This is a genomic window from Aliivibrio wodanis (assembly GCF_052920805.1).
In genome coordinates this window covers 268,727-292,531 of sequence record NZ_JBREXA010000002.1, presented here as the reverse complement: position 1 = coordinate 292,531, position 23,805 = coordinate 268,727, and the positions used below count along the sequence as shown (strand labels likewise).

Annotated in this window: 19 protein-coding genes; 3 read left to right on the top strand and 16 right to left on the bottom strand. The window is 38.7% G+C overall.

The window, feature by feature from the left end:
- Positions 1–55 precede the first annotated feature (55 nt).
- Positions 56–928, bottom strand: coding sequence for a DMT family transporter (locus ACU5DF_RS09265; protein WP_446712650.1), 873 nt, complete (start codon positions 926–928; stop codon positions 56–58).
- Positions 929–1,036: 108 nt separating this feature from the next.
- Complete coding sequence (locus ACU5DF_RS09260) at positions 1,037–2,434, bottom strand: coniferyl aldehyde dehydrogenase (RefSeq protein ID WP_446712649.1); 1,398 nt, start codon at positions 2,432–2,434, stop codon at positions 1,037–1,039.
- A 170-nt stretch (positions 2,435–2,604) separates the two neighbouring features.
- Here ACU5DF_RS09260 and ACU5DF_RS09255 point away from each other — a divergent pair, with 170 nt between their 5' ends.
- Positions 2,605–3,951: an anti-phage deoxyguanosine triphosphatase gene (locus ACU5DF_RS09255; protein ID WP_446712648.1), complete on the top strand. Its 1,347-nt coding sequence runs from the start codon at positions 2,605–2,607 to the stop codon at positions 3,949–3,951.
- Between the two features lie 34 nt (positions 3,952–3,985).
- On the opposite strand, the gene ACU5DF_RS09250 is transcribed toward ACU5DF_RS09255, so the two are convergent.
- Positions 3,986–4,612 carry a tRNA-uridine aminocarboxypropyltransferase gene (locus tag ACU5DF_RS09250; protein ID WP_446712647.1) on the bottom strand — a complete coding sequence of 209 codons (627 nt, stop codon included), beginning with the start codon at positions 4,610–4,612 and terminating at the stop codon, positions 3,986–3,988.
- A gap of 14 nt (positions 4,613–4,626) precedes the next feature.
- On the opposite strand from ACU5DF_RS09250, the gene rrtA reads away from it, so the two are divergent.
- Positions 4,627–5,157 carry a rhombosortase gene (rrtA, locus tag ACU5DF_RS09245; RefSeq protein ID WP_446712646.1) on the top strand — a complete coding sequence of 177 codons (531 nt, stop codon included), beginning with the start codon at positions 4,627–4,629 and terminating at the stop codon, positions 5,155–5,157.
- Positions 5,158–5,162: 5 nt separating this feature from the next.
- Here the strand turns inward: rrtA and recR are convergent, their stop codons facing one another.
- The 6 genes from recR to ACU5DF_RS09215 form a co-directional block, all read right to left on the bottom strand.
- A complete protein-coding gene (gene recR, locus ACU5DF_RS09240; protein WP_446712645.1) occupies positions 5,163–5,765 on the bottom strand; it encodes a recombination mediator RecR in 603 nt (200 codons plus the stop codon).
- A gap of 101 nt (positions 5,766–5,866) precedes the next feature.
- A complete protein-coding gene (locus ACU5DF_RS09235; protein WP_045102469.1) occupies positions 5,867–6,202 on the bottom strand; it encodes a YbaB/EbfC family nucleoid-associated protein in 336 nt (111 codons plus the stop codon).
- A gap of 85 nt (positions 6,203–6,287) precedes the next feature.
- On the bottom strand, positions 6,288–8,447 hold the full coding sequence (gene dnaX, locus ACU5DF_RS09230) for a DNA polymerase III subunit gamma/tau (protein WP_446712644.1): 2,160 nt from the start codon (positions 8,445–8,447) through the stop codon (positions 6,288–6,290).
- Between the two features lie 103 nt (positions 8,448–8,550).
- The gene (apt, locus tag ACU5DF_RS09225; protein WP_446712643.1) at positions 8,551–9,096 is read right to left on the bottom strand and encodes an adenine phosphoribosyltransferase; all 546 of its coding nucleotides are present in this window, start codon (positions 9,094–9,096) and stop codon (positions 8,551–8,553) included.
- A 173-nt stretch (positions 9,097–9,269) separates the two neighbouring features.
- Positions 9,270–9,659, bottom strand: coding sequence for a YbaN family protein (locus ACU5DF_RS09220; protein WP_045102472.1), 390 nt, complete (start codon positions 9,657–9,659; stop codon positions 9,270–9,272).
- Between the two features lie 42 nt (positions 9,660–9,701).
- Entirely contained in the window at positions 9,702–10,802 is a 1,101-nt protein-coding gene (locus tag ACU5DF_RS09215) for a response regulator (protein ID WP_045102473.1), read from the bottom strand.
- A gap of 232 nt (positions 10,803–11,034) precedes the next feature.
- On the opposite strand from ACU5DF_RS09215, the gene ACU5DF_RS09210 reads away from it, so the two are divergent.
- Entirely contained in the window at positions 11,035–11,910 is an 876-nt protein-coding gene (locus ACU5DF_RS09210) for a LysR family transcriptional regulator (RefSeq protein ID WP_045102474.1), read from the top strand.
- 80 nt (positions 11,911–11,990) lie between these two features.
- Here ACU5DF_RS09210 and purF read toward each other — a convergent pair whose 3' ends face one another.
- From purF to ACU5DF_RS09175, 7 genes are all read right to left on the bottom strand, one after another.
- Positions 11,991–13,505 carry an amidophosphoribosyltransferase gene (gene purF / locus ACU5DF_RS09205; protein WP_446712642.1) on the bottom strand — a complete coding sequence of 505 codons (1,515 nt, stop codon included), beginning with the start codon at positions 13,503–13,505 and terminating at the stop codon, positions 11,991–11,993.
- A 34-nt stretch (positions 13,506–13,539) separates the two neighbouring features.
- On the bottom strand, positions 13,540–14,031 hold the full coding sequence (locus tag ACU5DF_RS09200) for a CvpA family protein (RefSeq protein WP_045102476.1): 492 nt from the start codon (positions 14,029–14,031) through the stop codon (positions 13,540–13,542).
- 61 nt (positions 14,032–14,092) lie between these two features.
- Positions 14,093–14,653, bottom strand: coding sequence for an SPOR domain-containing protein (locus ACU5DF_RS09195; RefSeq protein ID WP_446712641.1), 561 nt, complete (start codon positions 14,651–14,653; stop codon positions 14,093–14,095).
- Between the two features lie 9 nt (positions 14,654–14,662).
- Positions 14,663–15,943, bottom strand: coding sequence for a bifunctional tetrahydrofolate synthase/dihydrofolate synthase (gene folC, locus ACU5DF_RS09190; RefSeq protein WP_446712640.1), 1,281 nt, complete (start codon positions 15,941–15,943; stop codon positions 14,663–14,665).
- 101 nt (positions 15,944–16,044) lie between these two features.
- The gene (accD, locus tag ACU5DF_RS09185) at positions 16,045–16,929 is read right to left on the bottom strand and encodes an acetyl-CoA carboxylase, carboxyltransferase subunit beta (protein WP_045102479.1); all 885 of its coding nucleotides are present in this window, start codon (positions 16,927–16,929) and stop codon (positions 16,045–16,047) included.
- A gap of 177 nt (positions 16,930–17,106) precedes the next feature.
- On the bottom strand, positions 17,107–17,895 hold the full coding sequence (gene truA, locus ACU5DF_RS09180) for a tRNA pseudouridine(38-40) synthase TruA (protein WP_045102480.1): 789 nt from the start codon (positions 17,893–17,895) through the stop codon (positions 17,107–17,109).
- Positions 17,896–17,986: 91 nt separating this feature from the next.
- Positions 17,987–23,626, bottom strand: a complete 5,640-nt coding sequence (locus ACU5DF_RS09175) for a FimV/HubP family polar landmark protein (protein ID WP_446712639.1) — start codon at positions 23,624–23,626, stop codon at positions 17,987–17,989.
- Positions 23,627–23,805: the final 179 nt, after the last annotated feature.

Genomic DNA, 23,805 nt, shown 5'->3' with positions numbered 1-23,805 from the left:
AACCGATGCCATTAATGCATCGGTTTTATTGAAACAATAAATCATATAGTCGTGATTATTTCTTTCTACGCTCCCATTGAGTTATGAAGGCAACAGAAGCAATGATTATTGCAGCACCTAACCATAAGCGTCCTGGTGGTGCCCAACCAAATACTACCCAGCCGGCTAATACATTCAATGGTAACTTAGCATGATCAAACGGTTGCACAAACGAGGCATCAGCGACTGCATAGGCTTTTACAATCGCCCATTGCGCTAATGCTGTCATAACACCAGCACCAAATAGCAATAGCCACACATTCATGCCGCTTGGTGTCTGCCAATCTGGTAACGCCAGTAAGATATTAAATGGAGTGATAAGAACCAGAAGATAAACCACCATGGTTGATGGTGAATCATTTGCCGACATCTTCTTAACCATTAACGAATAACACGCCCAAAAGAACGCCGCGCCAACTGGCAATAAGGTTGCCCATGTAAAGCTATCTGCCCATGGTTCAAGAATGATCATCGCCCCGGCAAAACCAGCTAATGTTGCACACCAACGAGCCGCGCCCACTTTCTCTTTTAAGAATAAACCAGAGCCAATAGTCGCGAATAAAGGAGAAGTCATTAACAGTGCAATACCTTGCCAAATTGGTACTGGATATGCCAGCGCCCACAACCAAAGTTGGATACCAATTACGGATAAGAATACACGCAACGCATGCATACCAAAATGTTCCGTTCGAAGAGAATTACGCAGCCCTAATGTGCGTAAATAAGGCAAGATGACGATCAACGCAATCCCATATTGAACTAAAGCAACCATCGTTGAAGGAAGACCAAAATTCATACTGACGTATTGAGCAATACTGTTAACAATCGCAAAGGCAAGGCCTGCGGTTAACATCCAAGAAGCGCCTTGGACTGGTTGATGCTGAGACATAAAGAGCAATTCACATTAAAAAAGGGAAACAAATCATACGACTGTTCCCCTCTTTTGCCAACCGCTAAGCCCCAACAATCACATATAAACAGAGCTTATTAGTAATGATTAGCTCATAAACTTACGACTTAGGATTTTTAGCATCCATTTTTTGTGTTTTAGCAGCAATCTTGCTCTTGGTAACCAATTTGGTGTGTTTAATATTGTTTTAGCATGAGAGAACGTTCGAAAGCCCTCAATACCATGATAGCTCCCCATGCCTGAATCTCCGATCCCCCCAAAAGGCGCATCATCGGCTGCTACATGCATAATGGTGTCATTAATTGCCAATCCACCACTGTGTGTTCTCTGGCTAATATCTTTAACTAATTTTTTATCTAATGACATAATATAAAGCGCTAATGGTCGTCGACGAGCCTGAATATAACTCAAGGCTTCTTCTATATCGTCATAACCAATAATAGGCAAAATCGGACCAAAGATTTCTTCCTGCATAACCCGCATGTCTTCAGTTACGTTTGTAATCAAATGGGGTAGAAACGAGCGTCCTTGTTGGTTCTCCATATCCCCAATCACGGTGATACTTGCTCCCTTCTCTTGGGCATCATCAAGATAAGCCATTAAACGATCGTATTGAGTTTGGTTAATAATATGACTGTACTCTCGTCGCCCTTTTTTCTCAGGAAAAGCCTGTAAAAACCGGCGAGTATAAAGCGAGATAAATTTATCCACCTTATCTTTTGGAACAAACACATAATCAGGCGCCACACATATTTGCCCTGCATTCATTGATTTCCCAAGCATAATGGCATCAACCGCTGAGATTAACTCTGCATCTTCAGCAACTATCACGGGCGATTTACCACCCAATTCAAGTGTAATTGGCGTAAGATTTTTAGCCGCGGCGCTAGCAACTAATTTCCCAACCTGAGTAGAGCCCGTAAACAGCAGATGATTAAAAGGCAATTGTGAAAATTCAGCGGCAATGTCGCTTTCCCCTTCTATAATGCAAACGTGCTCAGAGAGCTCCGAAAATACACGACAAAGTATTTGATTTGTTTCAGGGGTGTATTCACTCAACTTCACCATGACACGGTTTCCCGCAGCAATTGCAGTCACAATTGGAGCAATACTTAAATATATCGGAAAGTTCCACGGAACAATCACACCAACCACGCCTAGCGGTTGATAACAAACAGAAACCTTAGAGGGAGAAAGCAGTAAGCCCGCATGACGCTTTTTTACTTTAAGCCATTTAGGTAATCGCTTAAGCGTATAATTGATGTGTTGAATAGAAGGCATCAAGTCACAAATAGTGGAATCAAAATGACTTCGAAAACCATAATCCTTTTCTAATGCAGACACCAAAGCGTCTTTTTCAGCTAAAAGTGCCGTTTTTAGCCTGTTCAATAACGACAGTCTCGCCTCTTTTGAAGGATAAGGTGAGGCTTGATAGGCTTGTTGCAGCTGTTCAAATTCATACGATAAATTAACGTCACTACTCATGAGCTTATTCCATTCAACAAAGTGTGCCTTATTATAGCAACCCATCTTAATGAACTAAATAACTCTAATTTAACCGTGTGTTCTTGTTCTCTTTTTCAAATAACTCATTGATCTTTTTGTAACAAAGCTGTAATGATATATCAGTAGCAATAACTTCGAGAATAACAATAATGAATAAACCAATCGATATTACTTTATCCCAACAGTGGGAAGACCGCATCAGTAACGAACAGAAATTACGTCGTAATGATCAGCGCAGCGTTTTTCAACGAGATCGTGCTCGTATTCTCCACTCTGCCGCTTTTCGTCGCCTTCAAGCAAAAACTCAAGTTCATGGGCCAGGTAGCGCCAATGATTTTTACCGTACTCGCCTAACACACTCACTCGAAGTATCTCAAATTGGTACAGGGATTGTTGCTCAACTAAAACTGAGGCAGCCGGAATTTAGGGGGCTACTGACCTCAACCAGTTTAATGGAAAGCATTTGTTTAACGCATGATATTGGCCACCCTCCCTTTGGACATGGGGGTGAAATTGCCTTGAATTATATGATGCGTGATCATGGGGGCTTTGAAGGTAATGGCCAGACTTTACGAATTTTAAGTAAATTAGAACCTTATACTGAACATTTCGGTATGAACTTAGCAAGAAGAACCTTACTTGGTGTTTTAAAGTATCCAGCTTTCTTAGATCAAGTTCACTCAAGTTACCGACCTGAAGCTGTGACTAATTTACGACACTTAAAATCCATAGAATGGCACCCACCCAAAGGTATTTACCGTGATGATGCCCTGACCCTAAATTGGGTTTTGGCTCCATTATCAGAACACGATAGATCTCTTTTTTCGACCCTTCGCTTTCAAAAAGAAGGGAATAACTCTCATCGGAAAACGCGCTTTAAGTCTATTGACTGCTCTATCATGGAGCTAGCTGATGATATAGCTTATGGGGTTCATGACTTGGAAGATGCCATCGTTATGGGGATTGTTACTCGCAATCAATGGCAAGAATCAGTAGCAAGTAAACTCGCAGACTGCGGAGATGAATGGTTTGAAGAACACATTGAAACCATCAGTGATAAATTATTCTCTGGTCTACAATACCAACGAAAAGATGGTATTGGCAGTATCGTAAATGCCCTATTAACTTCGATTAGCATTAAAAAAACAACCTTTGAAGAAGAGCCGGAATTTGAATCTAAATTATTACGTTGGAATGCCTATTTAACACCATCAATGACTTATGCGTTGGATATTCTGAAAAAGTTTGTTGGCCAATATGTAATACATAACTCTGAAATGCAGCGTATTGAATACAAAGGCCAACAAATTGTGATGGAGATTTTTGATGCGCTTAATTCAGATCCTGAGCGCTTATTACCTGAAAATGATAAACGGGAGTGGCAAGAGGCTATCGCTTCAGGGGGAAATGCGCATCGAGTGATTGCCGATTATATTGCAGGCATGACCGATGGCTATGCCCAGCGCTTATATAATCAACTTTTTGTTCCTATCTGATCAAATACCAATCCAAGACTAAACAATAAAAGAGCTACTCTGAACGGTAGTTCTTTTGGTACACCCCTTCAGGCATTTGACTGATGTGAAATTCAATCATGTTATCAAATGCCGTTAGGATCGAACCAAATTTATCCGATTCTTCGGTTACTGTTGACTCATTGTCTAGTTGGTTTAATACATGATACCCAGCTTCTGCTGTTGATAACGCATTATCTTTTGGCGCTTTGCGTACTCGATAGTTACCTGACAGTTCCGTATTTAAATGCACTTTAGGTAAAGAGTGTAAGTTAGTAGAAAGCTGCCACATTTTATAGGCTTTCTTCCATGTGCCATCCAATAAAATCACACGCTGATTTTTTACAGAATCATGCGATGATGATGAAATTACTTGGCTAGTACTATCTAAGAAAAGCACTTTATGTTGGTAATTATCGTCAGCTAATAGCTGATTCAACTCAGTATGCTCTGAAAAGTTTTCACCAATGAAAGTTCGACAATTAGCTAAACTTAACGACAGTATTTTTGCCGTTCCTAATGGTCGCTTAGCTTCTGTTGGATGCTGTAGTATGATGAGTTCAACCTCAGTAGAGATCGGTGTTATCCACTCACAGATACAGGCTTTTTTTGTTTTTAGGCATTGAAGACAAAATCGAATCACAAGGAACCTTTGTTTTGTTGAAATTACTTTTTCCTATTTTAGTTGTGCTTGGTATTGCACAGCTAACTCCGGTATCAGATTTTTTTACTTGGGACAAAAGCTTAATTTTACAAGGCGAGATCTGGCGATTAATTACAGGTAATTTTACCCATACTAATCTTGCTCATTTACTAATGAACTCTGCTGCCCTAACCGTATTTACCTTTATCTTTAAGGATATTTTAACCCCTAAAAGGTTATGGCTATTAGTACTGTCTATCAGCTTAATGACTGGCTTACTATTATTACTCAGCCCTATTCAATCCTATGTTGGATTATCAGGTGTATTACATGGTTTGTTTATTTGGGCTGCTATTGAAGATATAAGACAAAAGCGTAATACAGGATGGCTACTACTTTTTGGCATCATTTCTAAGGTTTCAATGGGAGCAATACTTTGGAGCAAGTGCTTCAACCATTTCTCTTATCAATGCAAGGGTTGCTATAGAAGCCCATCTTATTGGAGCATTCAGTGGTGCAATACTCCAACTATTTACTCTATTTAACTTTCTTAAAAAAGCTTCTGCCTACCTAAAATAGAGTGAGATAACGTTGTGCCATCCACTAGCTCTAACTCTCCTCCCATAGGAACACCATGCGCAATTCGGCTAGCAGGTACTTGGTGTTCTTGGCATAACTCTGCAATATAATGCGCGGTTGCTTCACCTTCTACCGTCGGGTTAGTAGCGAGGATCACTTCTTTTATATCCCCACGTCCTAAGCGATGATCAAAAAGATCTAAACCTATATCACTTGGCCCAATACCATCCAATGGCGATAAATGCCCCATTAGAACAAAATAACGACCCGAAAACTGACCTGTAGCCTCTACTGCGACAATATCCGCAGGGCTTTCAACAATACACAATTCGCCACTTGCTTGACGTTTTAGATTTAAACAAATCGAACAAGTATCTTCTTCTGTAAACGTCCGGCACTCTGAACAATGACCGATTTCAGACATTGCACGAGACAATGAATCCGCTAATTGCATACCACCCTGACGATTACGCTGTAAAAGATGAAACGCCATTCGCTGAGCTGATTTTGGCCCAACCCCAGGAAGGTATCGTAACGATTCCATTAATTGTTCTAATAAACCACTGGTTCGCATAGTTTTTTTATATTCCAGAAAAGAAAAAGGCAGCCACGTAGCCGCCTAATTTTATCAAGACGAACCACAGAGACTCATCAAGACAGTATTATTAACATAGCTTAGAATGGCATTTTAAAGCCTGGTGGCATTTGCATTCCGCCAGTTACACCAGCCATTTTTTCTTTCTGTGTTTCTTCAATGCGACGAGAAGCATCGTTGAACGCCGCTGCGATCAGATCTTCTAGCATATCTTTTTCATCTTCTTCCATTAAGCTTGGATCAATTTCAACACGACGAACGCTGTGAGAACCATTGATAGTCACTTTAACAAGACCAGCACCTGACTCTCCAGTTACTTCTGTACTTGCGATTTCTTCTTGTACTTTTTGCATACGATCTTGCATTTGCTGGGCTTGCTTCATTAAGTTGCCCATGCCGCCTTTTCCACCGAACATATTCATTCTCTCTTATGTTTATATCTGAATACTAAAAAAATGGGGTTAAAAATTGAAATTTCAACCCATTAATACTTTTATCTTACTAAATAGGTCTAACACTTTCTTGATCCATTTGGGCACCAAATCTCTGAATAAAGAAATTTACGTGCGGATCTTGTTGTAGGCTTTGATACGCCGTTTGTAATTTTGTTTGGTACATTTGTTCGCGCAACTCTAAAGGTGTTGTTCCTTCAGTGCTGATATCAATTGATACATTGACGTTTTTATTTAATGCCTGACTCAATGCTTGAGTAATCAATTCATTGGCTTTATCACCATTTAAATGTGATTGCTCCGCTCTTAAATGTAACGCTATTTGATTGTCTTGCTCAACAAAAGAAGAGTTTAAGACCAATTGTTGAATAAGCTTTGGTAATGTTGTTAATGACATTGCCAATGCTGACCATGGATCTTGCTTTGATGATTCGTCCACCAATAGCTGCACCATCTCCGGTGTTTTCTCATGCTCTAAAGCTTGCTTCAGTTTTGTTGGAGTCACATCACTGACTGTCTTTTCTATTTCAGGTTTTGTCGATTTCCAACGATAAGGCTCTTCTGTTTTTTTCTCTTGTGTTGCTGAGTTTCCAATTTGCGACACCTGAGTACGAGGGGCCAAATGCTGCTTCTCAGCAATACGATCTAGCACTGAACTCGTCTTTTTCTTATCGGATGTCGCATTTGTCTTTTTTGCGTCAGCACCTACATTACTATTTGATAAATTATTTTTTGCACTACGCAATTGATTACGCATACCTAATAGGCCACTTTTTCGAGCAGCAGGAGTTTGTGGCATAACCGGTTCAGAAGAAACCTGCGGTAGTTGGTTATCACCATAATGATGAGGCACAATATTCGGTTGTTTCTCATAAACTGCTGGCTGCTCTGAATGCATTGGAGCAGATGCATATTGATTCTGCATCGGCTCTTGCGGCTGCATTGATTGAGACGCTGGCGCTGTCTGAGTTCTATTACGTAATACCGGTGCTTGAGTAGCAACTTGCTGAGGCTGTGATACGCTTTGTTGTTGCATAGGTTTTTGTACCGTGTTTGGTACATTAGCTTCTATCTGAGGCTCTGCTATTGGTACGACTATCGCTTGTGCATCTAATGGTTGAGCATGCACAGGACGGAATGCCACCATTCTTAATAGCATCATTTCAACACCGTTTTTTTGACTTGGTGCCAAAGGCAAGTCTTTACGACTCTGTAATGCAATTTGATAAAACAATTGGATTTCTTGAGGTGATAACTGGCTACTTAATAACTCAATACGCTCAGCATCTGGCTGCGATTTATCCAAGGTTGCAGGCAATGCTTGATACATGGCTAATTTATGCAATTGGTTAGCGATTTCTTTTGCTAATCCATCCCATTCAATGCCCATATCAGCAAGATCATTCACACAGCCCATTAGTGTCTGCATGTTTTTAGTGCTAATCGCTTCTAAAATTCGAACCGCTTGATCGGTATCCAGTGTTCCTAACATCGCAGAAACGATATCTGTCGTGACAGAACCATTACCTAGAGCAATTGCTTGGTCAGTCAAACTCAACGCATCACGCATACTTCCATCAGCAGCATGTGCAATAAGTCCTAATGCTCTCGCATCTTTAGTCACTTTTTCTTTATCTAAAACAAAATCGAGTTGCTCATGAATTTGATCAACACTGATATGTTTTAAATGGAATTGCAAACAACGAGATAGGATCGTAACAGGTAATTTTTGAGGATCTGTCGTTGCTAATAAAAATTTTACGTATTCAGGTGGCTCTTCCAATGTTTTAAGCAATGCATTAAAACTATGGCGTGACAACATGTGTACTTCATCGATCAAGTATACCTTAAAGCGACCACGGGCCGGCTTATATTGTACATTATCTAAAAGTTCACGAGTGTCTTCTACTTTTGTTCTAGAAGCTGCATCAATTTCAAGTAAATCAACAAAACGACCTTCGTCAATCTCTTTACAAGTAGAACACACACCACATGGCGTCGAGGTGATCCCCTCTTCACAGTTCAGTCCTTTAGCAAACAAACGTGCTATGGTCGTTTTACCTACACCGCGAGTCCCGCTAAATAAATAAGCGTGATGAAGTCGATTATGTTCAAGTGCGTTTTCCAACGCCGTTAGCACATGAGGTTGACCTACCACATCTTTGAAATGATGTGGACGCCATTTACGTGCCAGAACTTGATAGCTCATAGAATACAGCCCAAAATGAAATAGTTCTAAATCGTAGCACAGCAAAAAAGCGAGATCTCCCTTGATAGAGAGATCTCACTGAATTTACTGTCTATATGAAGAATTAGTGACCAGCAAATTCACAAATGCTGTATACGTTTAAACCTAGTCCTTCCAAACGTGTTTGACCACCAATTTCTGGTAAATTAATCACGAATGCTGCGTGCTCTACATTACCACCAAGTTGGCGGATTAGTTTAACTGTTGCTTCAATCGTACCGCCTGTTGCAAGTAAATCATCAACTACAAGTACTTTGTCGCCTTCAACAATCGCATCTGTATGGATTTCTAATGTATCCGTTCCATATTCAAGATCATAAGTTTGAGCAATCGTTGGACGAGGTAACTTACCTGGTTTACGAACAGGAACGAACCCAACACCTAACTCTAATGCTAATGGTGCTCCAAATAGGAAGCCACGTGCTTCTGTACCAATAATTTTAGTAAATCCACCATCCTTGTATTTTTCAACAAGTAATTGAATCGTGGCTTGATATGCTTTTGGCTCTTCCATTAAGCTTGTTACATCACGGAACATGATGCCTACTTTAGGATAATCAGGAATTGATTTAATGCTGTTTTTAATTAGTTCTAGTGTTTCTGTTGACATGCTTTTGACCTATTGTGCCTACATTTGGCATATGAAAAATTAACCGAGTTATGTTATTCACTTTTTTTGCCATGAGCAAGTATTACCCCTCTATATGAGGTGTCGAGCAAAAACTAATTCAAATGTTAAACGATTGTTGATAAATACTTATTAAGTAGAATGCACAATAAATATTAAGTACTTGGAATATTAGAAAACCAGTAAAGAAGCCCTAGTAGACACACCACTAGTAAAACTTTAATCCACACGATTGGAGTGATGATAATCGATAACGTAAAGCTAAGTATTATCATGATTACAGCTTTCTTTTTTATTGACGACTTAATCGTTCTTTGTTCTTGCCATTCGAAAATCGGAGGACCTAGATAGGGGTGGCTCACAAGCCAGGTATGTATCCGAGGAGAAGCTCTCATAAAACAAGCACTGGCTAAGATAAGAAAAGGGGTTGTTGGTAATAAAGGTAAAAAGATACCAATAAGACCAAGAACAAGCGAAAGAGCTCCAAGAAGAAACCAACACGCTCTTCGAGTAAAATACAAATTAGGCCTCTTTAATAAACACATAATAATATTTAATTATTACACTATTTGCCTTATCCCATCAATTTAAAGCACAGCTAACTCTAATTTAAAACTACTGGATCCTGGATTATTCAATAACAAGCTATTGTAGCCAATAATTGGAAATCGATGAACCTGGTTCTTATAAGCACTCAACATTAGTTGTTCACTTGCATGTAAGATGTGACGATCTGTCTTATTCTCCCATATTGCATCTAGCCCCGCTGATAAGATAAATAAGGCCTCATCAGCTAAATCAACATAACCAAAAATAGCTGACATTGGCTGTGCTTTTTCTATAGTAGACATTCCTTTTTCTATCGACGTTACCATGTTTGGTATCGTATTTAATGAACTATTTTGATCTCGAATAAAATCATTAAAAAAAGCTCTGATTAATAAACAAGAAACAACACTGTTCTCCCCTCCTGAGTTTGAATCAACCAAATAAAAGAACAAGCGACCATCCAGTAGCCATTCATAATCAAAAATTAATGGCATACCATCAGTAGATTGTAAAAGACGGTAACCTAACTTCCAATCACCATGCTGGGCATCACTTTCTGGTAATAATTCAAATAACAGTTCTCGGCCTACATTTGGTTCATTTTGCAAATAATCTAAATGCCAATGTAGCTCATCATTACAGCTTCGATCTAACTCTGAGGTTCTAAACCATTGACTTGAAAAATCTTGCATACGATAAGAGCTTTCTTCACTCAACTTCAATGCTGACGCTAATGACTTAATTAAAATTGATATATCATGAATCGGTTTCACTAAGAAGTCTTTTGCTCCTAAACGCAATACTTTAGCAACGTCCTGCATATCTCCGCTGCCTGAGATAACGATAATAGGTAACATTGGGTACTCTAGTACGGCTTCTTCAACAAATTCAATTCCATTTAAAATCGGCATAGCCAGATCACAAAACAAGATATCAGGTAATGAATGCTGTAGCATTTGCAAACCTTCTAATCCATTACTTGCTTCTTTTACATTACAAGAGTAACTCTCTAAAACCGCCTTTACCATGGAACGAAAAACAGGATCATCATCAACAATCAAAATATCTTTATTCATTAAAAGATCTTCAACTGGCGTATTATAATCTCTCATCTGTTCTTTAATTTGCTCTACTGACATACGAATACCCTCTGTACGCTCTATAATTGCAGCAATTATATTTGTTCTATGAAATAAATTTAGTTGTAGATCAGATAGAGCACAAATAAATATGTGCTACATTATTAATAAATTAATCGATTATTTATCACTTTACTTCTCAACATTGACTTTAGTTGACTTATAACAACACCTAATCTAGGGTTTTAGTTACACTCTATCACTCGAAAAAAACAGAGAGTATCTCAATATAATGAAGTTAGATGATTTAAATTTGTTTCGACAAGTGGTTGATAATGGTAGCTATACAGCCGCCTCAAGAAAAACACTTATCCCTGTTGCGACAATTACTCGTCGGATTCAAGCCTTAGAAGATTCTTTAGATATTCGATTGCTCAACCGTCATGCTCGTAAATTGTCGCTTACAGAAGCTGGACAAAAGTTTTACGATGAGTGTGCACCTATTTTATCAAATCTCGTTAATACTAGTGAATGTTTAAGTGAAGAATGTCGTGGCGCTGCGGGTAAACTCAAAATTGCTGCTCCTTCTAATCTCACAAAACGTATGATCCAACCTATTTTAAATAAATTTATGTTGCTCTACCCCAATATTAGTATCAATTTAACTATGAGCAACCAACCTGAGCAACTTGACCCTACTGATTGGGATATTATTTTTAGAGTCGGAAAACAACGAGACTCTTCTCTTATTGCTCGACAAATTGGTTCTTTAGAAGATATTTTAGTCGCTAGTCCAACTTATTTAGAGACACACCCAGAGCTGACTCATGCACAGGAGTTACACTCTCATAGTCTATTGAAAGGTGATCCGTTAATGCGTTGGCGATTAACTAATACCGAGGGGGAGTCAATTACCATCACCGACGCAGGTCGCTTTGAAGCGAGTGAGCTTAATGTGATTAGAATGGCTTGTTCGGATGGTTTAGGCATTACACTAATGCCAAATATTATGATAAGCCAATATATTAATGATGGCTCTTTAGTCAGAGTTCTAAAAAATTGGTCTGCCAATCCCAGAGATATTTATATGATCTATAATTATAAAGATCATCAACCTGAAAAAGTACGATTATTTATTGATTTTGTTAGTAATCACGTTCCTGATTAACACTTCAATTTATCAGAAAATAAAAGCCTATGAGTATCTCACAGGCTTTCTTTTAACCAATAAATGCGATGTAAGTGTATTTACACGCCTTCATTATAGATGTCTAAACTTGCGATATCTTGTGCTTCACTTTCTTGTTTAGCGTCATCTCCACGCAGACCTTCAAGGTATTCAAGATAATTTTGATCTACATCTCCAGTAACATAATGCGCATTAAACACTGATGTTTCAAAGCGTTCGATTTCACGATTACCACAACCTACAGCATCAACCAAGTCTGATAAGTCTTGGAAAATTAACGCATCCGCACCAATTTTCTTACTAATCTCATCAACTTCACGACCGTGAGCAATTAATTCGTTGGCACTTGGCATATCAATACCATACACATTCGGGAAGCGAATTTCAGGGGCAGCAGAGACCATATACACGTTTTTAGCACCAGAATCACGAGCCATTTCAATGATCTGCTCAGACGTAGTACCACGAACAATTGAGTCATCAACTAATAAAACATTCTTGCCTTTAAACTCAGAACGAATCGCATTTAATTTACGACGAACTGATTTCTTACGTTCTTGCTGACCTGGCATAATGAAGGTACGACCAACATAGCGGTTTTTTACGAAACCTTGACGGTATGGTTTATTAATAATTTGTGCTATTTCAAGAGCAATATCACATGATGTTTCTGGTATAGGCAGAACTACATCAATATCTAGGTCTTCCCACTCACGCTTAATTTTTTCGCCTAAGCGTTTACCCATTTCAACACGAGCGCTGTACACTGAAATTTTATCAATGAATGAATCAGGACGAGCAAAATAAACAAATTCAAAAATACATGGGTTTAGCTTTGGATCATGAGCGCACTGTTGCGTATATAAGCCACCTTCAAATGGAGCATAAATCGCTTCACCTGGTGCAACATCACGGACAAAGTCAAAACCAACCGCATCAAGTGCTACTGATTCAGATGCAACCATATACTCTGTACGGCCTTCTACTTCGCGCTTACCTAAACATAGAGGACGTATACCGTTAGGGTCACGAAAAGCCACCATGCCGTGGCCAATGACCATTGCTGTTACGGCATAAGCTCCACGAATCTGTTCATGAACCTTACTAACCGTTCTAAAAATATCATCTTGAGTTAATGGATAGTTTTTTGACTCATCAAGATGGTGAGCAAAAATATTTAATAAAACTTCAGAGTCTGAAGTTGTATTAACGTGTCGACGTTCTTGTTCAAATAAGGTCTCACGGATTTCATTCGCATTGGTCAAATTACCATTATGCGCTAATGTAATCCCAAAAGGTGAATTTACATAGAAAGGCTGAGCTTCTGAAGCACTAGAGCTACCCGCAGTTGGGTATCGAACATGACCGATCCCTACATTACCTTGTAGTCGTTGCATGTGTTTTGTTTCAAATACATCCTTAACTAAACCATTCGCCTTTCTCAGACGGAAACGATTGCTTTCTATGGTAATAATACCAGCGGCGTCTTGACCACGATGTTGTAACACTGTCAAAGCGTCATAGATTGACTGGTTTACAGGTGTTGCGCCTACGATTCCAACAATACCGCACATGTCCTAGAGTCCTCAATTTGCTAAAAAACTGGCGCTATTTAGCGCCAGGAAGAAAACTTGATGTATCTTTTAAGTAATCGAAAAACCATTCAATCACTACCGAAAATTGCGGTATTAATTGAGATTGTTTCCACCACTCTGAATCTGATAGTGTAGTAAAGGCATCAATAAAGAAAAGAACTGCGGCTATAATTAGCACACCTCTTAACCCTCCAAAAACAATCCCTAATACCCGATCTGTTCCTGACAACCCTGTTTTTTGGACTAATTGTGCTACCACATAGTTCACAACAGCACCAACAACTAAGGTTGCTACAAATAAGGCAGCAATTGCACTGCCATTTCTTATCATTTCATCATGTATGTTTGTAAAGTATGCCGCTAATTTTGAATAAAAATTACTGGCTATAAAAAAAGCACCAAACCATATCACTAATGACAACGCTTCTTTTACAAATCCTCTAATCAAACTGATTAAAGCTGATAGGCTAATAACACCTAAAATGACAAAATCGATCCAAATCATAATTTATCTTTTCTCTGTTGCTGCGCATTTTAACAGAAAAATCCGCGACGCAAACGTTTTCTTATGGGTTTAGTGGTGTAAATTTAAGCAATTGACCATTTAAGCCTGTTATTTCTTTTAATTTCGGTAACTGTTTTTCAAGATCCGCTTTAGAAATATCAGGACCAACAGCTACTCGTACTAAATCACCTTTTTGAGGCTCTTTAGGGAAAGTATGAGCTTGGAAACCTTGCTTACGTAATTTGAGTGCTAAATTTTTAGCATTATCAGCATTTCTGAAAACACCAAGTTGAATTACCCATGCATTTTTTGTGTAATCTATCTTTGATTCTTCTACTGGTTTCTTTTTCTCTACAATCGTTAAAACTTCTTTTTCTGGCTCTTCCGCAGAAGACTCAATTATCACTTCAACAGGCTCTTCAGGAAGCTCTGCATCAAAGTCTATAGGCTCTTGAACCTCAAATTGTTCAACAGCTTCAGAAACCTCTGGTTTAATAGGGATACTTGCAAATTCTTCTTGGTAATGCTTTTTCTTACCATCAAATACATCAGGTAATACGATTACTCCAATAGCGACTAATATAATAGTTCCGACTAAACGTCGTTGAAATGGACTAGACACTTAGGTTCCTCATGCTTCTTCTTTCCAGTAATCCCATACTTCACCAACCGTATGAAAAGAACCGAAAACTAAAATTAAATCATCATTTTCAGCTGACTCTAATGCAGCCTTAAATGCCTCTATAGGCGACAAATATTCTATTGTTTCTATATTGATAACTGCTGTTAATTCATTCGCATTTGCTGCCCTTGGACCTGATAATGATGAAGGATACCAAACATCAACAATCCCCATAAGCTCATTAAGCGTAGATTCAATATCTTTATCATGCAGCATACCAACGACTGCATGAACCTTCTTATTTGGGAAGCGCTGTTTTATTTGTTGTACAAGGTATTGTGCAGAATGTGGATTATGTGCAACATCCAAAATAATAGTTGGATCACTTTCCCCATGATCACGACTTAAACGCTGCATGCGCCCAGGTAAACTTGCTGATGTTAACCCTTCAACAATATTAACATCACTTAACTCTAACCCTGATGTTCCTAAAGCCATTATCGCTGTAGCTGCATTTGCTAAGGGTAAATTCGGCAATGGTAAATTATTTAGATCAAACGCACCACTTTTCCAAGACCATGTTTGATTTTCTACATCCACTTGATAATCAAATTGATAACCAACTTGGTATAAATCAGCTTTGATATCATCAGCATGAGCAGCAACACTTGAAGGCGGATTGGGTTGGCCACAAATTGCAGGTTTTTCAGAACGGTAGATCCCCGCCTTTTCAAAACCAATCACTTCTATATCATCACCTAACCAATCAACATGATCAACCGCAAGGCTAGTGATTATTGAAACATCGTGTTCAACAACATTAGTAGCATCTAAACGCCCACCAAGGCCAACCTCTAGCAACACTACATCAACCTGATGCGTTTTAAATGCCCATAATGCAGCTAGCGTGCCGAATTCAAAAAAGCTTAATGAGGTCTCTTTACGCCACGCTTCTATAGCAGAAAAAGATTGAGTAAGAAGCTGATCAGATAAGTCGTTACCATTAATACGAATACGTTCGTTATAACGAATAAGATGAGGAGAGCTATAAACACCGACACGATAGCCTGCATTTATTAAGATCGATTCCATTAATGCACAAGTAGAACCTTTACCATTGGTTCCAGCTACGGTGATAATGGTCGACGCTGGTTTAGTTAATTTTGCTCGTTGTGCAACACGTTGAACACGCTCAAGGCCTAAATCAATTGCACTTGTATGAATGCTTTCTAAATAACGAAGCCACACTGATAAATCAGATGTGGCTTTCGGAGAATCAAAGGTGGTCATAATTCAACTACTTCACTGACGGAATATAGAGACAGTATATATGACTTAGGTTGCTGTTTTAAAGTAAGAACTCGCAACCTTACCTTCATTTGATTTAATTTTTATTGAGGACCATCAACAGAGACGACTAATGGTGATGCTTGATTTGTCATTTTTGCCATTAAACCACCAATACGCTGACGCATTTCACGGCGATCAACAATCATATCAATTGCACCATGTTCTAATAAGAATTCGCTGCGTTGGAAGCCTTCTGGCAAATCTTCACGAACAGTTTGCTCGATAACACGGCGGCCAGCAAAACCGATTAAAGCTTTTGGCTCACCAATATTAATATCACCTAGCATTGCTAAACTTGCTGATACGCCGCCCATTGTTGGATCAGTCAGTACAGAGAAAAATGGTAGGCCTTTACGAGATAAACGCGCTAGTGCAGCACTTGTTTTTGCCATTTGCATTAGAGACATAAGCGCCTCTTGCATACGAGCACCACCACTTGCAGAGAAGCAAACTAATGGGCAATTGTTTTCAATTGCCGCATCAACAGCTTTAACAAAACGAGCGCCAACAACAGAACCCATTGAACCACCCATAAATGAGAATTCAAATGCACAAGCGACAACAGGTAATTCTAATAATGTTCCTTTCATTACGATAAGAGCATCTGTTTCATTACTTGATTTCTGTGCTGCCGAAATACGATCTTTATAGCGTTTTGAATCTTTAAATTTTAAAAGATCTTTTGGTTCTAATTCTTGACCAATTTCTACACGGCCTTCTGCATCTAAAAACGTTTCTAAACGTTTACGAGCTTTCATTCGCATATGATGGTCACATTTAGGACACACTTCTAGATTACGTTCTAGCTCTGCTGAATAAAGCACTTGTTCACATGACGTACATTTCGTCCAAACCCCTTCAGGGATCGATGCTTTACGTGAACTAACAATATTGCTTGTATTAAAAATCTTTTCAAGCCAACTCATGGACGACCTTTCTATTAGTGATCTCTCGCACCATCGCAAGAGAAATAAAATCAATTAAATAGATTAAACCATAAATAATAGCCAGTGTAGATAAAAAACTGGTTGTACCTATTTTCAAGATTGAACCTATATCAACTTTTTGCTAATTAAATACGCATATTTAATTTCGTTGAAAGATCAATTATCAGGTAAAAATAGAGGACCTAACGGTACTCGTGGTAAATCCCATTCTTTCGGATAATCTACATCAATAAGATATAAGCCTTCTGCTTTGGCTGTTGGACCTGCTATTTTACGATCTTTTGCCTCTAGTAACCATTGTATCCATTCTGGTTTTTGCTTACCTCTGCCTACTTCAATTAAGCTACCAGTAATATTACGCACCATATGATGAACGAATGCATTGGCTTTAATATCAATCACGATAAAGTCTCCATGACGAGTTACTTTCAAGTGAATTAGGTTACGCCAAGGAGTTCGTGACTGGCAACGGACAGCTCGAAACGAAGTAAAGTCGTTTTCACCTAGTAAATACTGCCCTGCTTGATGCATTAATTCAGCATCTAATGCCTCATGGTAATGGCTAACACCATGGCTAAAAATAGCAGGACGTTGGCGGTTATTAAAGATGATATAACGGTAACGTCGTGCAGTAGCTGTAAAACGAGCATGAAAATCCTCGTTAACTTCTTTAACCCAACGAACCGCTATATTTTTTGGTAAGTTTGCGTTTACCCCTACCATCCAGACTGGTAATTTACGGGTGCTATTTGTATCAAAATGTACGACTTGACCGGTTCCATGTACCCCAGCATCAGTTCGGCCTGCACACATAACCTCAATAGGTTCATTCGCAACAATCATTAAGGCTTTTTCTAATTCTTCTTGGACACTCGTTACGTCTTTTTGACTCTGCCACCCGTGGTAACTGGCACCATCATATTCGATACATAAAGCTATTCGCATGATATTTGATTCTTTTTATTCAATAATACGCCATTATAAAAAAAGGCGGAGCTCACCGCTACCGCCTTTTTAAGATTATTGTCGATCTAAACTAATCAATTTGTCGCATTAATTTTTCAGCTTCCACTTTGAGTAATGAATCATTACAACGTAATACCTCTTCTAATAACTCTAAAGCACCAGTTTCATCTGACATTTCAATGTATGCTTTTGCTAAATCAAGCTTACTTTGCGCATCACTATTCACGTCTACATCATAAGCTTCAACATCACCAAGCATATCTGGGAACTCTTCCAAGCCTACATCTAAATTAAGGCTTTCATCTTCAACGTCTGTTTTATCACCATTTTCAGTTTCAGCAATTAATGCTTCAATACTTAAAAAGCGATCAGCTCCATGAGGATCATTCTCCATACTTGGTTGAGCAGACCAATCCTCGTCTTCTAACCCTGAGTTAGATACATTACTTAGGTTGAATCCACTCCAGTCACTACCACCATCTTCTAGCATACTATCAATATCTAAGCCTGCACTATCAAGATGAGTTAATGCTTCTTTCTCTTCATCAGAAACTTGTGAATCGAAGTTAAATGAAAGAGGTTTTACTTCTTCAACAAATTCATCATTTAAATCGTCTGCCTTTTCCTCTACGTAGCTTTCAGAAGCGTGACTTGAAGCATTTTGGGCATCTTGACTTTCTAATGCAGCTAATGCATCTTCGATAGAAAGCCCCTCAAACATGCTATCTTCATTATCATCTTCTAACTCATGATCAGCATCAAGTTCTAAGTCTTCTTCGAGTTCTAGCTCATCTTCAAAGTCCAACTCTTCTTCAAGTGCTAATTCAGACTCTGCTTCTGGCTCAAGCTCATCACTATCTGTAAGCGGGTTCTCATCCGTGACTTCCAGAGCATCTTCATCATCTAACTCTAATGCTGAGCTTTCTGTATCAGTCAACTCGTCATCTAAATCCAATTCTGGAGTTAGCTCTAACTCATCGTCTTCAGTCTCTTCAATTGCAGCTTCTGCATCGTCTTCTACAGTTAATTCTGTTTCAGGCTCTGCTTCTCTTTCAACTTCAGACTCTGCATTTTCTTCTTCTAGCTCAAGAGGTTCGTCACTTTCTGCAAATAAGTCATCAAGTTCTAAATCATCATCAAGGTTTGATTCTGTTTCTGATTCGTCTTTAAGCTCTAACTCTTCTTCGAGATCTAGCTCATCTTCAAAGTCCAACTCTTCTTCAAGTGCTAATTCAGGCTCTGCTTCTGGCTCAAGCTCATCATTATCTGTAAGCGGGTTCTCATCCGTGACTTCCAGAGCATCTTCATCATCTAACTCTAATGCTGAGCTTTCTGTATCAGTCAACTCGTCATCTAAATCCAATTCTGGAGTTAGCTCTAACTCATCGTCTTCAGTCTCTTCAATTGCAGCTTCTACATCGTCTTCTACAGTTAATTCTGTTTCATGCTCTGCTTCTATTTCAACTTCAGACTCTATATTTTCTTCTTCTAGCTCAAGAGGTTCGTCACTTTCTGCAAATAAGTCATCAAGCTCTAAGTCATCATCAAGGTTTGATTCTGTTTCGTCTTTAAGCTCTAACTCGTCTTCAAGTTCTAGCTCATCTTCAAGTTCTAAGTCTTCTTCGAGTTCTAGCTCATCTTCAAAGTCCAACTCTTCTTCAAGTGCTAATTCAGACTCTGCTTCTGGCTCAAGCTCATCACTATCTGTAAGCGGGTTCTCATCCGTGACTTCCAGAGCATCTTCATCATCTAACTCTAATGCTGAGCTTTCTGTATCAGTCAACTCGTCATCTAAATCCAATTCTGGAGTTAGCTCTAACTCATCATCTTCAGTCTCTTCAATTGCAGCTTCTACAGTTAATTCTGTTTCAGGCTCTGCTTCTATTTCAACTTCAGACTCTGCATTTTCTTCTTCTAGCTCAAGAGGTTCGTCACTTTCTGTAAATAAGTCATCAAGATCTAAATCATCATCAAGGTTTGATTCTGTTTCTGATTCGTCTTTAAGCTCTAACTCGTCTTCAAGTTCTAGTTCATCTTCAAGTTCTAAGTCTTCTTCGAGATCTAGCTCATCTTCAAAGTCCAACTCTTCTTCAAGTGCTAATTCTGGCTCTGCTTCTGGCTCAAGCTCATCACTATCTGTAAGCGGGTTCTCATCCGTGACTTCCAGAGCATCTTCATCATCTAACTCTAATGCTGAGCTTTCTGTATCAGTCAACTCGTCATCTAAATCCAATTCTGGAGTTAGCTCTAACTCATCGTCTTCAGTCTCTTCAATTGCAGCTTCTGCATCGTCTTCTACAGTTAATTCTGTTTCAGGCTCTGCTTCTATTTCAACTTCAGACTCTGCATTTTCTTCTTCTAGCTCAAGAGGTTCATCACTTTCTGCAAATAAGTCATCAAGCTCTAAGTCATCATCAAGGTTTGATTCTGTTTCTGATTCGTCTTTAAGCTCTAACTCGTCTTCAAGTTCTAGCTCATCTTCAAGTTCTAAGTCTTCTTCGAGATCTAGCTCATCTTCAAAGTCCAACTCTTCTTCAAGTGCTAATTCAGGCTCTGCTTCTGGCTCAAGCTCATCATTATCTGTAAGCGGGTTCTCATCCGTGACTTCCAGAGCGTCTTCATCATCTAACTCTAATACTGAGCTTTCTGTATCAGTCAACTCGTCATCTAAATCCAATTCTGGAGTTAGCTCTAACTCATCGTCTTCAGTCTCTTCAATTGCAGCTTCTACATCGTCTTCTACAGTTAATTCTGTTTCAGGCTCTGCTTCTATTTCAACTTCAGACTCTGTATTTTCTTCTTCTAGCTCAAGAGGTTCGTCACTTTCTGCAAATAAGTCATCAAGCTCTAAGTCATCATCAAGGTTTGATTCTGTTTCTGACTCGTCTTCAAGTTCTAGGTCTTCTTCGAGATCTAACTCATCTTCAAAATCCAACTCTTCTTCAAGCGCTAATTCTGGCTCAAGCTCATCACTATCTGTAAGCGGGTTCTCATCCGTGACTTCCAGAGCGTCTTCATCATCTAACTCTAATGCTGAGCTTTCTGTATCAGTCAACTCGTCATCTAAATCCAGCTCTGGAGTTAGCTCTAACTCATCGTCTTCAGTCTCTTCAATTGCAGCTTCTGCATCGTCTTCTACAGTTAATTCTGTTTCAGGCTCTGCTTCTATTTCAACTTCAGACTCTGCATTTTCTTCTAGCTCAAGAGATTCGTCACTTTCTGCAAATAAGTCATCAAGATCTAAATCATCATCAAGGTTTGATTCTGATTCGTCTTCAAGATCCAATTTAGGCGTTAAATCAAATTCATCTTCATCAAATAATGAAATACCGTCATCTTCATCACCTTCACTATTTGTTAACCAATCTTCATCTCTTGGGGTGTCTTCAGAAATTGCCTCAGATACTGCTACACCTTCTATGCCAGTATCATCGCCACTCTTTCCCAAAGCGACATCATCCTCTTTATCATCACCAATTAATTCATCAAGTAAAGCTATACTGTCATCTTCAAGTTCTAAATCAATATCATCTTCGTCATTGTTATCTTCTAACAATTCATCTAACAATGCTGTGCTGTCATCTTCAAGCTCTAAATCTATATCGTCTTCATCATTGTTATCATCTAACAATTCATCTAACAATGCTGTGCTGTCATCTTCAAGCTCTAAATCTATGCTCTCTTCTACATCGCTATCGTCTTCTAGCAATTCATCTAACAATGCTGTGCTGTCATCTTCAAGTTCTAAATCTATGCTCTCTTCTTCATCGCTATCGTCTTCTAGCAACTCATCAAGTAACGCCGTACTTTCATCTTCAAGCTCTAAATCTATACTATCTTCTTCATCGCTATCATCTTCTAGCAACTCATCAAGTAACGCTGTACTTTCATCTTCAAGATCTAAATCTATACTATCTTCTTCATCATTATCACCTTCTAACAACTCATCAAGTAATGCTGAACTATCATCTTCTAGATCTAAATCAGTATCTGTTTCATTTTCAGTGCCAGATAGTAAAGTATCAAAATCTAACTCATCTTCAATAGAGTCATTTTTTGGTTCTGGAGCTAATTTGGTACTTTCTTTTTCATCAAGGTCCCAGCCTTGATCAAGCTCAGATTCATCTTCATCACTATCCATTGACGAGAATAGATCATCAAGCATTGATTGATCTAATTCACCACCTTCAAGATCTTCATTCCCATCTAGTTCAGAGTCTGAATTACCTAAAGCAGATAGCTCAGAATCATCGATTAACGATAAATCAAAGTCATCATCTTCAGCTTCTAAATCACTTTCACTAAATAGATCGCTATCAAAATCGTTTAAGGCTTTTTCCATTTCCTCAAGGCCTAAGGCCTTCTCTTCCGCATCAACAGTTAATGTGTTCGATGACATATCAAGGTCATCTAAATCATCAGAATCATCTAAATTGAAGTCAAGATCTGTATCACCTTCAGATAGCATTGATTCTAAATCATCATCTCCACCATCCAATGAGGCAAATGGGTCGTCATCCAAATCACTACTATCGCTTTCGAATTCAGCAAATAAATCATCATTTGAATCTTCATTTGAATCATTACTATCAAATAAGAAATCATCATCATCTAAGTCGCCTAGAATATCGTCATCATCATCTAGGCTAATTTCTGGGATATCATCATCCATGCTGAAATTATCTTCAGGGATAATAAGCCCTGATTTTTCTTCTACTGCTTTATCTTCTCCTGATTCATCTTCTTCATCTTTCTTTCGACGGAATAAGAAAAAGGCAATTAAGCCTGCAATCAATGCTCCAGGGATCAGAGCGAGAAGAGCAATTAGACCAGGACTTGATGCTAAATTATCCATAGCACTTGGCTCTGCTTTCTTTTCAGCAACAGCCAATTGTTTTTGCTCATTAATGAATTTTTCTACTTCATTTCGAATACGGTCTTCATCACTTAATTCTACTTTTAAGTTTTCAACTTCATACTGAACTTCTGCTAGACGCACTCGTAATTGATGATTATTTTCTTGAAGTGCTGAAAACTCTTGTTCTGTCGTTTCTAGTTCTGATTTTAGTGCAATCGTCGATACAGCCGGAACTGCTGATTTAACGACGTTATTATCAAGGACTGTTTTTTTCTCTAAAACAACAACAGGTTTTTCTTTTACAAGTGTAGAAACAGTTTTTACGTTAGAGGGCACCTTCGTATTAACGGATGAAACCGGTGCTGTCTTTTTAGCTATAGGAGCCGTTTGTGGTGTTTTAAGCGGTTTATTCTTATGTGCTGCTAATAGTTGTTTTGCATCATCTGTATTCTCACGACGAACTTGTTCTAGTGTCGGTAAGCGTAAACGGCTATTAGCTTGCAATCTGTGAATATTGTTATTTTCAAATGCTTGTGGATTCAATCGAAAAATAGCAAGTAATGTTTGTTGTACCGATGTTGTACTAGAAGGGTTTACTCGACTTGCAATCGACCATAAGGTTTCTTTATTTTTTGTTGGGCCATATATTTGAGTTGTTGGTTTTGACTTATCATAAGTCGAAACTCTCGCTGGTGATGAGTCCATCACAACTTGTGAACTGACAGTTTGATCCTTCCCATCAGGACCAACAATCTGAATTGTACCTGCCGCATTAGCAACAGAACACTGAGATGCAACAAATAACGCTAAAGGAGTCAGCGTTCTTAATATTTTTTTGGATGCGTCAGACACTAGAGATGCCTCTTTTATAAAATGAATAATCAATACCGATACAACTATATCGGATCATAATAAAGAATCTGTAGTTTTTAAGCAAAAACTGTGTGGTTTATGGAAGAAAAAAGCCTTAGCTTTCACTAAGGCTTTTTATTTTCAATCAATATGACACTTTATTTATAAATAATTAAGCT